A 14,571-nucleotide genomic window follows, 5' to 3' on the forward strand; every position below is an offset into this window, starting at 1 on the left:
GCTTGAGTTTCCCCAAGTTGTCCCCCACTTCAAGGCATATTCCTACGCGTTACTCACCCGTTCGCCACTCGCCATCAGTCTAGCAAGCTAGACCATGCTGCCGTTCGACTTGCATGTGTTAAGCATGCCGCCAGCGTTCAATCTGAGCCAGGATCAAACTCTTCAGTTCAATTCCTGTGCCAGTTTAAAACCAGCTTCTTACTTCTCTTTATATACTTCTTAAGCACTCAAAGTTCTTCAAAGTGCCCACACAGTTTGTCTTCTCTCTTCTTAATGAACCTGCCCCGAAGGCGTGCTGCGTATTCTACTGATTTCCCTCCCTGTGTCAAACACTTTTTTCATTTTTTTTTAAATGTTTACTTTTGCTTATCTACCTTAATCCATATAGATCTTAGGATGTCCATGTTGGACATTTTTTTGCTCATGAGGATTCGTTTTGGCGTGTTTATTTAGGAGATTATTACTGATGTAGGTTGTTTTGCCATTGTTTGGAACGCTCGTAGAGATAAAATGTCATATCAAACTTATTTTTATCATCTTGTGCCGTAAACTGCTTCTCACGACAATGCCACACCGATTCATCTATTTTCGGAAAATAGACGTCTGCTTCAAATTGATGATGTATGCGAGTGATGTATAAACGATCGGCTCTGTTTATCCCTTCAGCAAATATAGCAGCCCCGCCTATGATCATAATTTCTGGAAACTCACTCATTGTATCAATTGCTTTGTTTAATGAATTAAATATGATTACTCCCTCAATAGAGTCTACTTGATGACTCAGTACAATATTTATTCTTCCAGGTAGAGGTTTCCCTATAGAAGTGAAGGTTTTTCTACCCATGATGATGGGTTTACCCATAGTGATGGATTTAAAATGTTGTAAATCAGCGGGAAGATGGCAAAGAAGTTGGTTGTTTATTCCTAACCCATCGTTTTCATCAATCGCAGCAATTAAACTTATCATTGTGTCATCCTAGAAGAGGCCATTGATTTTGCCATCTCAACAGCAGCAAGCATAGAACCTGTATCAAGCAGATTTTTACCAGCCAGCTCCAAAGCGGTTCCGTGATCTACTGAAGTCCTGATTATAGGTAATCCCAAAGTGACATTCACTGCGTTATGAAAATCAGCATATTTTATCACTGGTAAACCTTGGTCATGGTACATCGCGATGAAAGCATCGCAATTTTTTAATTGATTGGAAATAAAAAGGGTATCTGCAGGCAAAGGTCCTAAGACATTCATTCCTTTTTCTTGTAAGAAATTTAACGCAGGAGTAATCACTTCAATTTCTTCTCGTCCCAAATAACCAGACTCACCAGCATGCGGATTTAGACCAGCCACCTTAATACATGGATTTTTAATATGAAAATCTGAAATTAATGAACGATGCACCTGAGTTATCACTTTAATAATTAATTCTGCGGTAATTGCATTGGGGACTTCATGTAAAGGTAGATGTGTTGTCACTAAAGCTACTTTCATTGCCGGACACGCCAACATCATGACTACATCGGTATTGAAGAATTGAGAAAAGAATTCCGTATGTCCGCTAAAAGAAATACCTGCTTCATTAATGACGGCTTTGTGGACTGGCGCAGTTATTATTCCAGAAAATTCCCCGCGTCCACATAGTGTAGCTGCTTGATGAAGTAATTCTATGACGTAGGAAGCATTTCTACAATTAAGGTGTCCGGTCTGGACCTTTTCTGGGCAGTTGATTGAAAGCACCGTTAGGTGCCCTGCTTTTGGTGAAATCACTTTACCCCTTTCGTAGGGGATAAAACAGACATCAGAATTTAGTTCTTTTGCCCTGCTCTCAAGTACTCTTTGATCACCTAGAATGACGAGAGGAAAATCGTAATTTGCTAGAGCCAAGCATAAATCTGGACCAATCCCTGCTGGCTCTCCACTGCTAACGAGAAGTGGCTTCACGCCAATTCCTTCTCAATAATATTGATATAAGCATCAGATCGGATATGCTGTTGCCAATTTTGTACTGCTTCAGCAAATTTTCGTTGCTGTAAAAACTGTCTCACCTGTTGTTTTTTAAATGCCTCTGAATCATCTTCTTGTTTACGGCCAAGCACTTGAATAATATGCCATCCGAATTGTGATTTTACAGGTGGGCTTATTTCATTAACCGCCAGCTTGTCCATAGCTTTCTCAAACTCGGGAACGAGCACCCCCGGGGCAACCCATCCTAAATCTCCACCTTTTACAGCACTCGATGAGTCCAAAGAGTATTGTTTCGCCATCAATGCAAAATCTTTGCCTGTCTTTACTTGTTGATAAATATTAATCACTTGTTTTTTGGAATCTTGTGGCAGCATACTGGGATCTGGTTTTAACAGAATATGTCGTACGTGTGTTTTTGTGATGACATGGTGTTGTTTGTCTCCGCCAATAGAAACAAGCTTAATTAGTTGAAAACCATTTCCTGCCCGTAAAGGCCCAGAGACTTGGCCAGCTTTCATATTCACTACTTCCTTAGCGAATAATTCAGGTAGTTCTGCTAAATGGCGTTCCCCTAAATCCCCTCCTTCAAGGGCAAATTCACCGCTAGAATTCTCTATAGCCAAACGACTAAAATCCTCACCTTTCTTTATTTTAGATAATAATATATCGGCTTTACTTTTAGCCTTTTTTACTTCTTCGGATGTAGGTTCTTCGTTTAGTGGGATAACAATATTTTGCAGATGGTAAGTAAGCGCAGCACGGTTAACAATCCCTCCTTCTGTTTTCAAATATTGTTCCACCTGTTCATTGGAAACCGCAGCTTCTTTTCCAACTGCTTTCTGTTGGAGGTGAGAAAGGATCATTTCTTTGCGTATGTTTTCCCGATAGCCTTCCCAGGTCATGCCTTGTCGAATAATCTCTTCCCGCAATTGGGTCAGCGTTGCGTGATTTGACGAGGCTATTTTTTCAATTGCCTGATTGAGTTCAGTATCATCTACAGTAATGCCATGTTGCTTGGCCATTTGCAGTTGTACATGCACGTCGATTAAATGCTGAAGTACTTGTTTACGCAATATCGAATTTGCGGGGACTTGCATTTTTTGTGCAGCAATTTGTTTTTTTGTTAACTCAACTTGTTTGTTGAGTTCGCTCGCAGTAATCACTCCATTATTAACCACTGCCACCACCTTATCCAATAATTGTTTTGCTTCAGTAACGCCGACTGCCGCAAACAAAATGCATATAAGTGTTATTCTTTTCAACATGCCTCAATCCTTATTCACTTTTTTCGAGCAATTTAGGTTATTTTTAAGCAAAATACAAGCTGCATTGCTTCAACGACCATCTTAAATTTAAGAATGGAATGGATCATTATATCCGGGAACGTACGTATGCAATATACTTCCTGGATCGCTATTTGCTACTGATCCTAAGCCTTTTAATAATATTTGCAAATAAATGTTGTTATTATATTGAGGAGAAAATTCAGAATTCAAACTCTTAAAGGTCCTTCCCCCCAAAATTCGTAAAGCCCAACAACAACTATCATATTGCATTCCCAGTAAAGACAACATACTGTAATTTTTACTGATATTATGACTGTAGGCACCAATAGTGCTCCATCGCTCACTGAGGGGCCATGACACCGATACCAATCCTTGATGCAGGGAATTATTTACCCCTGTTTTATTCAAAATCCTGGTGACATCTCCATTAACAAGATAGCTGTAACCCAAATTAATTATTGCATTCGGTTGGGGTTGATAATGCACATTTAAACCCGCATTATTTGTCGAAGAATTTGCCGGGTTCCATACGTAATTACCTAGAATTTTTAAAGGAGGACTAAAATGATAAACCGCCCTGGAAGCAATTGGTGAAAATCCATAAAAGGGGGATAATTGACCAATTTCCAGAGAACTTGCAAGGCAATCTCCCGTAAGACTACGACAAAGCTGTACTTTTCTATCTCTAAAATACTTAATTTGCCCAATGGAAAAACTGGCCCGCTCAGCGCCTGTACTTTCAGACAGCCAACGGGAAGTCAGTGCATAAGATAATTGATTTGCATCACCAATTCGGTCAAATCCAGAAAAACGGTTGGTTCTAAAAAGTTGGTCAAAGTTAAAAATCATATTTGCCGAATCATATATCGGCAACTGATTTTGGTTATAATACGGAACATACAAATAGAATAAGCTCGGTTCTAAAGTCTGGTTGTAAGACTCTCCCATCCAATTAAAATATCGGTCAAAAAATAATCCAGTTCGTGTACTAAATCGTGGGATAAAACGATTATATTCAGCATGATTATCATTCCAATTATTTTGCACTTGATAATAGTTTTCGACGAATTCTGCTGATGGAGTAATAAATCCCCAATTATTGCGGAGGGGCAAAGAAAGTACTGGATTAAAATGGAACCGGGGTCCCTGGGGCATTTCCACTATTGAAGGATTATTTCCAAAAAATTGGCCTGTTTCCAATGTTTTATTAATGCCGCGTATTTGCCATTTTGATGTGGGCCAAAAAAATTGATCGTATTGGCCCCTAATATTTAAATCAGCATTTCCAGGTAATTCAAAGTAATAGCCGCGGGCATATATTTGAGGCAATCGTTCATATTGATCGGCGATGGGTGTTTCATTAATAGGATGTAATGTTTGGAAACTTTGAACCATTCCTCTAAAAGTCCAATGTTCCGTGGAATAGGTTAAATCAGCTTGACGTAATAATTGCCTCTGAGTAATCAAGGCCAGATTTGTACTGAAATCTTGAAAATAATAATCATCGGAGACTTGTTGCAGATTCAGGTTTAATCTTAAAGCAGGTGTAAATTGAGTGGTGTCAAGAAAACCTATTAGCCATCTATTTGAAGATTTATCTCTAAAGGATGGAAATTCTTCGGAGTGGCTATTTAAAAAATTCCGGTAAGCAGCATCATTCGGCAAAAAGCTGCCGGTGAGAACTCCAATACTGTTCGCCGTTAGATAACGAAATTCTCCACCAAGCATGACATTACGCTTGGTATAAACATGGGGAGTAAGAGTCAAATCATAGTTGGGTGCAATATTCCAATAATAGGGAAGTCCTAAATCAAAACCCCCTACATTGGAATAGCCCGTTAAAGGCATTAAAAACCCAGATTTGCGTTCTTTTGTCGTAGGAAAGCTTAAGTAAGGAACATACAGTACTGGCCATTCATGGAGGCGCAGTTTTACATTTCTTGCGACCCCCATTTTTTTGGTATTATCAATCACAATCGACTTTGCTTCGACATCCCACGCTTTGTCCTGGGGGGAACAGGTTGTGTAAGTTGCCTGTCGTAATAAATAATCCGAATTGGGAAAACGTTGCATTAAACCTGCTCGTCCCCACGCAGGTAGAAGGGCAGCTCGTTTATTGATATTAAAACGATAAAGGACATCTTCAGTTTGGCCAGATTTATCCTTGGGATTTATTGTAGCCTTACGAGCAATCAAAAGTTTATCAGGTTCCAAATAATGTACATTACCCAGGAATTCTATATGAGTAATATCCTTACTCTTGGGATCCCGGTATACATAGGCTGTTTGTGCATTAACGATTCTTTCTCCTTGCTGTATTTCTATATGTCCTGTCAGCTTGGAGGGTTTATCCTGATAAAACGAGACTCGATCTGCCATGATTCTTACTTCGTCAGGGGAAGCAAGCGGAGTCACTGTAAGTGGCTGGTATGATCCAAGACAAATAGGTGAACTTTGATCGGCGTGCCATCCCAAGCATTGGGCAAACTTTGACCTTATTGCATCAGTTAAATCAACATCGCGCGCTATCACACATGCTTGTACTGGTTCATTGACGACCGAAGCAGAGTAAGCGAATGCATGATAAATTAACATGATTAAAATGAGTACTACCGAAAAGATACTCATCAAGAACCATTTAAATGAAATCTTGTTCACGAATGATAAAATGCCTTATTATGCACATTAACTTTGTAACTATCACTTGGGTCATCACATCATTAGGGGGGTTATGGCATCATCCCTCCTGCGATTGAAGACCTGGATCCTAAGTTACAGCCAAAAATAATGTTGGGAAGTATACCATGCATGCACGAGAAAACGCACTGAAAGAATGGTTAAATCAAACGCTGAATCTGAACGATTTCCAGCTGGTGCCTTTAGCTGGAGACGCCAGTTTTAGAAGATATTTTCGCCTCAAATATAATGGCATAACACGAGTTGTTATGGATGCACCTCCTGAAAAAGAAGATCTCAAGCCATTTATCCATATTGCAAAGCAACTAGAAAAAGCAGATGTTCATACCCCCAAAATTTTAGAGAAGAATTTAGAAGCTGGATTTTTATTGTTAAGTGATTTAGGAAATCAACTTCTTTTAAATGCACTCTCTTCTGAGACGGTAAACGGCTATTACGAGCATGCAATAAAAACTTTGTTTAAAATCCAAAACTGCCCGATTGATGCTCCTCTGCTTGCTCCTTTTGATAAGGCCCACATGCTTAAAGAAATGAATTTATGCGTGGAATGGTTTTTTAAAGCATTTCTTGCTTTGGAATTGAATCAAAATGAATACAATCTCATTCAAAACACCATGGAATGGGTTGCAGAAGAAGTCAGTTTGCAACCTTTAACTTTCATTCATCGTGATTATCATTCTCGCAACTTAATGATAGTGCAAAACCAAACAGACTGCTCTTTGGGCGTCATTGATTTTCAAGATGCGATGCGGGGTCCAATAACCTATGATTTAGTATCTTTATTAAAAGATTGTTATATTTCCTGGCCCAGACATAAAGTTCTGGAATGGGTGACGTTTTACTATCATCAAAGTGCTTTAACCCGGGACTATTCTTTAACCGAATTTATCCGTGCTTTTGATCTGTGTGGATTGCAGAGGCATCTAAAAGTTTTAGGAATCTTTTGTCGCTTACATTTACGGGACAACAAACCAGGATATATTAAAGATTTACCTTTGACCTTAAAATATGTGCTTGAATGTACGGAAACTTATGCCGAATTACATCCGTTTTTCCAATTTTTACAAATGAGAGTTCATTTAGCATGAAAACTGCCATGATATTATCAGCTGGACGTGGAGAACGGTTAAAGCCGCTTACTAAGCTTTATCCCAAGGCATTATGCTTGGTTAACGACAAACCTTTGATAGAATATCATGTTATCAATTTAGCCAAAGCTGGTTTTGAGCGACTTGTAATCAATCATGCTTATCTGGGTGGACAAATTCGCCAGCACTTAGGCAATGGATCCCGTTGGGGAATTGAAATATGCTATTCACCAGAACCTCCTGGTGGATTGGAGACGGGTGGCGGTATCGTCAATGCTTTACCACTTTTAGGCAAAAAACCATTCATTACTGTCAATGCAGACATTTTTACTGATTTTGATTTTACACAATTGGATATTGAAAATACCCAAGCGATTCATGCCATACTAGTGAATAAAAATCCTTCTTTGAATCATCATGGTGATTTTGGTTTAATGAATCAATCACAATTAACGAATGCAAATCCGGAGTATACCTTTGCTGGAATCTGCTGTTATCACCCGCAAATATTTGCAAACTGCAAGCAAGGACGTTACTCAGTTGCGCCTCTAATCCGTCAATATGCCCAACAAAAAGAAGCGACTGCAAGTGTTTATTCTGGTCTTTGGTTTGATATAGGAACCATAGAAAGGCTCAATGCGGTGAATTAAAGAGCTAAAATAAATTCAAAAGTGTGTCGTACGCGAGACTTATTTGCCTTGCTGTACAACCCAGCCCCATTATCTTGGCGCAGTACTCTGACTTTGCTGTGGAGTTGGTTCTGGTGCTTTTTCCTCCCCTATTTCAATAGCCCTTTCTACTGCTTTTTGAGCAGCTGCTTTCTTGACTCGATGCTCTTCACCAGGATAATCACGGTGTTTCGATACAAGTGAGGTTTCCACATTTCTATCTGCCAAATATCTTTTGAAATCTTCTGCTGAGTCTTGCATCAGCTCTTCCACTTCTTCTGCGGTTAGGGCTTTATTGTCTCTATTGCCATTGGCATCCGCTCTATAAAAGTAGCCGTTGTCTGTTGCAATCGGTGGATTTTTACTGGCTAACCAAGCATTAAACAAGCGATCTAAGGAGGCAACTGTATCCTCGCCTAAAGGTCCTGCCTGATTGTCCGTCGAAGCATATCCCCGAACAAAATGGCCCTCTCTGCTGATTGCAAAATCGAAGCGAATACCCGGTAATTGTTTTTGGGAGATAGTACCAACAGCTTCCTGGGCAATACCTTGTTGCATTCTCTTGAAGTCAGATTTTTCTGGCATTTCACCAGACCACGGTTTCACACCCTGCTCAAACTTATATTCAACAAATTTAGTAAATTCATCTACTGCTTTTAGGACTTCTTCTGCTACTTTACGAGAAGCTGGGGATTTATTAATAAATTTTGAACTATCTACGATTTGATGGACACGCTCACTTAAATACCGCGCTGCTTCTGGGGAACGTTCTGCATTTTGCATGGCTTTTAATAGATCTTCTCTTGGGGGCAAGGTCACATCTTTATTGGATATTAAGGAAGGGGCTTTATCACCCATATTAAATCTCTCATGAATTCAGGTTATTGCAATGTCTTTATTATAGCAAATCAAAAGAACCAAGTGTAAAACAGTTTCATTCGGTCGCACGTTAAGAATGAGTAAAAACCCGCGTTTACCCGCGGGATTTGAAATTATGAAGAAACATCCTCAGGCATTTTTTTTGATTTCACCTCTCTCTCCCCCTGCATAAAAGGTGATTTAATCTCATCAGTGATGGATTGAAAGGTTTGCTTTTTCATAGAGTCAAAAGAAAATTCATCCACTAAAATTGCATCCCATCGGGCAGCTTCGGTAGCAAGTAGTGCATCCATTTCTTCCTGTGATAGCTCATTCTTCGAAATTTTTTCAGTTAACTTATCCTTGAGTCGGCCGAATTTAACACGTTTCAGATCACCAAATTTTTGAGTCAGCTTGTCCGTTTGGATGATTTGTTGTAATGCGTTTTCTACCCTATCTATAGGCTGTTTGGAGTCCCCGCTGAGATACACCATATTTTTTAGGCGATCACGATATTGATTATTTTGAGTCATCAAACGAGCTAATCTCTGCTCCAGTTTGTCGGAAGGATAACGCATCGTTTGTCCCAGAGGGAATGCAAAAATACGCGCAAAAATGCCCAAAAAGCGATTTGGAAAGTTGTAACACAAGGAGATCATCGCTTTTTGCGCATGATAAAAGCAATAAGAAACGGCCCAGCGAGCATGTAACATATCATCTGGATTTTCATTATTTAATTGTACATTGCGTAAAACAGCCATCGCCATGTAAAGGTAGGACATTCCATCAGCAAGTCTAGCGGATAATCGCTCTTTGCGTTTTAGATCACCCCCTAAAACGATCAAAGATAAGTCGGCCAACCAGGCGTAAGCGTGGCTTAATCGTGCCAATCGCTTGTAATCCCATTTCATTTTTTGTTTCGGTGCGATAATAAATATTCCGCCAGTCCAACCAGAACATATCGCTTTCGCAAAATTCTGCAGGAAGTATTGGATGTGTTTCCAGATAATTTCTCTAAAAGCCGGTTTATCCTGATTGGAAATTGCATAAAATTCATCGCGTATATAGGGATGGCATGCCATGGAACCTTGACCAAAAATCAACAGATTTCGTGACATCACATTTGCTCCCTCCACGGTAATAGATATAGGGACTCCGTTATAAAAATTGGTTAAATAATTACGTGGACCGACCACTACAGCGCGGCCTGCATGAACATCCATAGAAGAATTAACTACGATTCTTGCCAGCTCCGTATTAAAATATTTAGTGATCGCTGAAGCTACTGATGGTTTTTTATGTTCATTCACGGCAGCTACAGTTAATAGCCGATTTGAAGTGATCAAATAATTTAAACCAGCGATTTCAGCAAGCTTTTCTTCAACTCCTTCGAACTGCCCGATTTCCACATTAAATTGGCAACGTACCCGTGCAAATGCACTGGTAGCTAAATAACAAGAAGAAGAGGAACCAGCTCCCAGAGCAGGTAAAGAAATGGAACGACCAATAGACAAACACTCCACCAGCATTTTCCAGCCAGTACCTATGCGTCTCTGTCCTCCTATCACGGTTGTTATAGGGACAAAAATATCTTTACCACGAATTGTTCCATTCATAAAAGGTTGATCAGAAGGCAAATGACGATTGCCGATTTCCAAATTCTCTGTGTCCCTGGGAATCAATACGCAAGTGATCCCCTCTGTTCCTTCGCCCTGCAATAAGCCCTCTGGATCTTTTACGTTCACCGCAAGACCGATTAATGTCGCTACAGGGGCTAAAGTTATCCAGCGCTTGTCTAAAGTGATGTTTAATCCAAGCACCATTTTATTGTCTATTTTTTTCTTCACTACGATTGCCGTAGATTGAATCGATGTGGCATCACTTCCAGCCCCTGGCTCAGTTAAAGCAAAACAGGGAATATCGATACCTTTTGCGAGACGCGGTAAGTAATAATTTTTTTGCTCTTCGGTTCCATAATAATTAATCAATTCTGCAGGGCCTAAAGAATTGGGAACCATTACCGTAACCGCAGCGACTCCAGATCGGCTCGAAATTTTCATCACAATCTCGGAATGAGCGCGCGCTGAAAATCCCTTTCCGCCATATTCTTTAGGAATAACAAGGCCGAAGAAACCATTCTCTTTAATATACTTCCATACCTTTTCAGGTAAATCGCGTGCCTGGCTAATTTCCCATTCATCAATGATGCTACACAAGGTATGGGTTTCATTATTGAGAAATAATTGTTCTTCTTGCGTCAGCTCGGTATATACATGAGACAATCTGTCCCAATCAGGTGTTCCAGTGAAGATATCTTGTTCTAACCAGGTGTCACCCGCATTGAGCGCTTCTTCTTCTGTTTTTGATAATTTAGGAATCGATTTACTGGCTTTATTGTAAAGCCGGTCGGCAATAAAAGCACGCAATGGTTCCAGGTAGACAACAAGTAGCGCCACAATAATTACAAACCAAAGTATAAACCCGATGGTCCAAGGCAAACCAATAGCAAAAGTGGCAACTATTAGATATAAAACACTCCCCAATTCCCATACTAATGGATTCATTGCTCTATAGAGTACGATTAGGGTAAAGATTAGGTAAATTAAAAAGAACAGAATGGACATCATATCAATACCTTCCCTTGCTTTGGATAATAAAGGTGTAGTATATACTCTTTATTTTGAGAGTAGCAATTGAGAATGAACCAACGATTGGTTTGGAATTTCGAATTCACAACAAATGGAAATGCTTCTCTGACGGATTTTGTGGATGTAAAAGACGAACATTTAAAATGGGAAATTCGTTATTTTTGGCCAGAGAATAAAACTATTGTTTTAAACAATATTGATATGGCCTTACTTGAATTAGGAAATTATAAGCACAAAATTAGAGAAGACTATTATTATTTAATCGCTGCTCAAAATTACAATATAAAAAAACGTAGAGATCAATTACTTTACAAACCATTGCTAAAGCAGACAAAACAAGCGGTAGCTTATGGACCAAAAATAGCTCTCGGCGGTCATGACAACTCAGGACTTCCAGATTTAAAAGAAATCAGAGAGCATGTCGAAAAAGAAGGAAAAGAAATTTACGTAAAAAAAGAAGCCTTCATTTATAAATTACCAACCATTCCAAAAGCTAAAATTGAACTCTCACGTCTTGAAGTACACCACAAGATTTACTTTAGTGTTTGCATCGAAGGAAAATCCCTAACTCTGGTCAAGAAGATTTCTAAGCTCTTGCTGGACGAGCCCGTTTCCTGCGATTATGTAACTTTCCTGAAAAATATAACTAAATTATGATGAACACCTTTTTTGCGATTATTTTAAGCTTTGGAAAAATAGGCCTGATATCACTAGGTGGCGGTAATTCCATGTTGAAATTACTGGAATATGAGGCTGTTGATTACCGGCATTGGATTAATCAGGAAGAATTCGTGGCAATGGTAGGTTCCAGTTTTATTTTTCCAGGATTAACTGGTGTGAAATTATCAGCGCTCATAGGGTATAAGGCTGCTGGAGTAACTGGGTTAATTCTTGCAGTTCTTAGTCTTAATTTACCGGGATTGTTCATGGCTTTGTTAGGGTATAAGTGGTTGACCAGCCATAGTGGGCCAGGAATTCGGAAAATAATGGTCGGGGTACAATATGGCGCATTGGCTTTACTTGCTGCGGCGAGTTACTCAGTTGCACAAGGCGTTGTGGGCATGTATTTTTCAATTCCAATAGCGGTATGCTGTTTTATATTTTTCCTTGCTTTGGTTTTTTGGAATTTATCGCCTTTTTATGGTTTTTTAGGGTTTATCGTGGTTTGTTTTTTTCTGGTTCGATAAGGCCTTAAAGCTGGCCATTCGGTAGATGGAATCAGTCCCTGAAAATTTTTCAGGCGTGTTAATTAGAAATATGGAGATCCCCTTGGAAACGGTATTGGATAATCCAGAATATTATATCAATCGAGAATTTTCGATTATTGCATTTAATCAGAGAGTTCTTATGTTAGCGAATGATGAGCGTGTCCCTTTGCTGGAAAGAATGCGTTTTCTTAGCATTTGCAGCAGTAACCTCGATGAATTTTTTGAAATAAGGGTAGCTGGTCTTAAAGAGAAGATTGCCATGTCCCCAGGCAAATTAACCATTGATGGTTTACGTCCTGATGAAGTTTTTAGTCTTATCAGTCAAAAAACGCATAAACTCATTGATCAACTTTACTCAATATTTAATAAGCAGCTTTTGCCTGCTTTGGCAAAAGAAAATATTTTCTTCCTAGACAGGGATCAGTGGACTGATGACATTCATTTGTGGGCAAAACATTATTTTAAACATGAAATTCAGCCGGTAATCAGTCCCATTGCTCTTGACTTGGCACACCCATTACCGCAACTTATTAATAAGAGTCTTAATTTTATTATTTCATTAAGCGGTAAAGATGCCTTTGATCGAAAAATTAATTATGCTGTAGTCCATGCACCCCGATCGATTCCAAGAGTCATCCATTTACCTTCTGAATTATGTGGTGACGCACATTATTTTGTACACCTCTCCTCGATTATTACCACCCATGTAAATAGTTTGTTTCCAGGAATGGAGATAAGCGGCTGCTATTCTTTCAGACTCACACGTAATAGTGATTTATTTTTGCGAGAAGAGGAAATTGACGATTTAGCTAAAGCCGTACAAAGAGAGATTTTCTCAAGGCATTATGGCCATGTTGTGCGTCTTGAAATTGAGAAAAACTGTCCAGAAAACATAGTTGATTTTTTATTACAAAAATATCATCTTCGCCATGAAGATACTTATTATTGTGATGGACCTGTTAACATTCAACGCAATTTAACTGCCATAAATAGCATTGATCGGCCTGACTTGAATTACCCGGTATTTACAGCCCAGTATCCTATATTTTCGAAATCAGAGCGTAATTTATTCAATGTCATTGATGAACAAGACATCCTCCTACATCATCCCTATCAAAGTTTTGATGTAGTCATTGATTTTGTAAGGCAAGCAGCAAGTGATCCGAATGTCCTGGCAATTAGCCAGACTTTATATCGAACGCGCTCACAATCCGTGATGGTTGATGCTTTGGTTGATGCGGCTCATTCAGGCAAGGAAGTTACCGCGGTCATTGAATTAAGGGCGCGATTCGATGAAGAATCCAATTTGAAATTGGCCAATCGCTTACACGCGGCAGGAATTCTAGTGCTTTATGGAGTGGTTGGTTATAAAACCCATGCCAAAATGACTCTGGTGGTTCGCCGCGCACACGGGAAACTTAAGCGGTATGTTCATTTAAGTACAGGAAACTATCATGAGTATACGGCAAAACGATATACAGACTTAGGTTTGTTAACTTGTGAAGCGACCATTACCTCGGATATTCAAATTATTTTTCAACAATTAACCGGTTTAGGTAAAGTGGTCAAACTAAAAGCGCTCAGTCACTCGCCCTTTACTTTACAAAAAACCTTACTGCATTACATTGAATTATGCACAGCAGCGGCATTGAAAAAAGAAGATACCGAAATACTGCTTAAAGCTAATGGTTTAGCAGATAAAACAATAATCCAAGCCCTATATAGGGCATCACAAGCTGGAGTTAAAATTAATTTATTGATTCGGGGGGTCTGCTGCCTTAAACCAGGAATACCCGGGATCTCGGATAACATACGGGTACTTTCTTATATTGGGCGGTTCTTGGAACATCATCGTGTATTCTATTTCCGTATTCGTGAAGAAGAGTATTATTTTTGTTCGAGTGCCGATTTAATGGAAAGAAATTTGTATCACCGTATTGAAATCATGTTTCCTATACTTGATGAAAACTGTAAAAAGCGGATCAAACAAGAAATTATCAAGCTTTATCTAAAAGACAACTGCAATACTTGGGAGATGCAAAGTGATGGCAACTATAAACCAGTAACCCAGGGAAATACTTGTGCCCAGGAAAAACTAATAAAGATTTATCAAGATGAGGAGCAGCGTATTGATTATTAACAGTCTTTATCGCTCT

Annotated in this window: 11 protein-coding genes and 1 rRNA gene; 5 read left to right on the forward strand and 7 right to left on the reverse strand. The window is 39.3% G+C overall.

The annotated features are described in order from the left end of the window. From BU07_RS0104565 to BU07_RS0104585, 5 genes are all read right to left on the reverse strand, one after another. Window positions 1-169 (reverse strand): 16S ribosomal RNA (locus tag BU07_RS0104565); the annotation flags it as partial. A 291-nt stretch (window positions 170-460) separates the two neighbouring features. After that, window positions 461-967: a dihydrofolate reductase gene (locus BU07_RS0104570; protein ID WP_031563920.1), complete on the reverse strand. Its 507-nt coding sequence runs from the start codon at window positions 965-967 to the stop codon at window positions 461-463. Next, complete coding sequence (pdxA, locus tag BU07_RS0104575; RefSeq protein ID WP_031563921.1) at window positions 964-1,938, reverse strand: 4-hydroxythreonine-4-phosphate dehydrogenase PdxA; 975 nt, start codon at window positions 1,936-1,938, stop codon at window positions 964-966. Before pdxA ends, BU07_RS0104570 begins: the two co-directional genes overlap by 4 nt. Beyond that, window positions 1,935-3,227, reverse strand: a complete 1,293-nt coding sequence (locus tag BU07_RS0104580) for a peptidylprolyl isomerase (RefSeq protein ID WP_031563922.1) — start codon at window positions 3,225-3,227, stop codon at window positions 1,935-1,937. Before BU07_RS0104580 ends, pdxA begins: the two co-directional genes overlap by 4 nt. A gap of 87 nt (window positions 3,228-3,314) precedes the next feature. After that, a complete protein-coding gene (locus tag BU07_RS0104585; protein WP_031563923.1) occupies window positions 3,315-5,876 on the reverse strand; it encodes an LPS-assembly protein LptD in 2,562 nt (853 codons plus the stop codon). A gap of 176 nt (window positions 5,877-6,052) precedes the next feature. On the opposite strand from BU07_RS0104585, the gene BU07_RS0104590 reads away from it, so the two are divergent. Together BU07_RS0104590 and murU are read left to right on the forward strand one after the other, a co-directional pair. Beyond that, window positions 6,053-7,033, forward strand: coding sequence for an aminoglycoside phosphotransferase family protein (locus tag BU07_RS0104590; RefSeq protein ID WP_031563924.1), 981 nt, complete (start codon window positions 6,053-6,055; stop codon window positions 7,031-7,033). Then, a complete protein-coding gene (murU, locus tag BU07_RS0104595; RefSeq protein ID WP_031563925.1) occupies window positions 7,030-7,683 on the forward strand; it encodes an N-acetylmuramate alpha-1-phosphate uridylyltransferase MurU in 654 nt (217 codons plus the stop codon). The genes BU07_RS0104590 and murU overlap by 4 nt, the downstream gene beginning before the upstream one ends. Before the next feature lie 69 nt (window positions 7,684-7,752). Here the strand turns inward: murU and BU07_RS0104600 are convergent, their stop codons facing one another. Together BU07_RS0104600 and BU07_RS0104605 are read right to left on the reverse strand one after the other, a co-directional pair. Beyond that, window positions 7,753-8,559: a hypothetical protein gene (locus BU07_RS0104600; RefSeq protein WP_031563926.1), complete on the reverse strand. Its 807-nt coding sequence runs from the start codon at window positions 8,557-8,559 to the stop codon at window positions 7,753-7,755. A 134-nt stretch (window positions 8,560-8,693) separates the two neighbouring features. Further along, window positions 8,694-11,183, reverse strand: coding sequence for an acyl-CoA dehydrogenase (locus BU07_RS0104605; RefSeq protein ID WP_051635466.1), 2,490 nt, complete (start codon window positions 11,181-11,183; stop codon window positions 8,694-8,696). A gap of 75 nt (window positions 11,184-11,258) precedes the next feature. On the opposite strand from BU07_RS0104605, the gene BU07_RS0104610 reads away from it, so the two are divergent. From BU07_RS0104610 to ppk1, 3 genes are all read left to right on the forward strand, one after another. After that, window positions 11,259-11,864, forward strand: a complete 606-nt coding sequence (locus BU07_RS0104610) for a hypothetical protein (protein WP_031563928.1) — start codon at window positions 11,259-11,261, stop codon at window positions 11,862-11,864. Further along, window positions 11,861-12,394, forward strand: a complete 534-nt coding sequence (locus tag BU07_RS0104615; RefSeq protein ID WP_031563929.1) for a chromate transporter — start codon at window positions 11,861-11,863, stop codon at window positions 12,392-12,394. Before BU07_RS0104610 ends, BU07_RS0104615 begins: the two co-directional genes overlap by 4 nt. A gap of 82 nt (window positions 12,395-12,476) precedes the next feature. After that, a complete protein-coding gene (ppk1, locus tag BU07_RS0104620; protein WP_172459794.1) occupies window positions 12,477-14,555 on the forward strand; it encodes a polyphosphate kinase 1 in 2,079 nt (692 codons plus the stop codon). Window positions 14,556-14,571 lie beyond the last annotated feature (16 nt).

It is taken from the genome of Legionella wadsworthii DSM 21896 = ATCC 33877, assembly GCF_000701265.1.
In the GTDB taxonomy this organism is placed as follows: Bacteria; Pseudomonadota; Gammaproteobacteria; order Legionellales; family Legionellaceae; genus Legionella; species Legionella wadsworthii.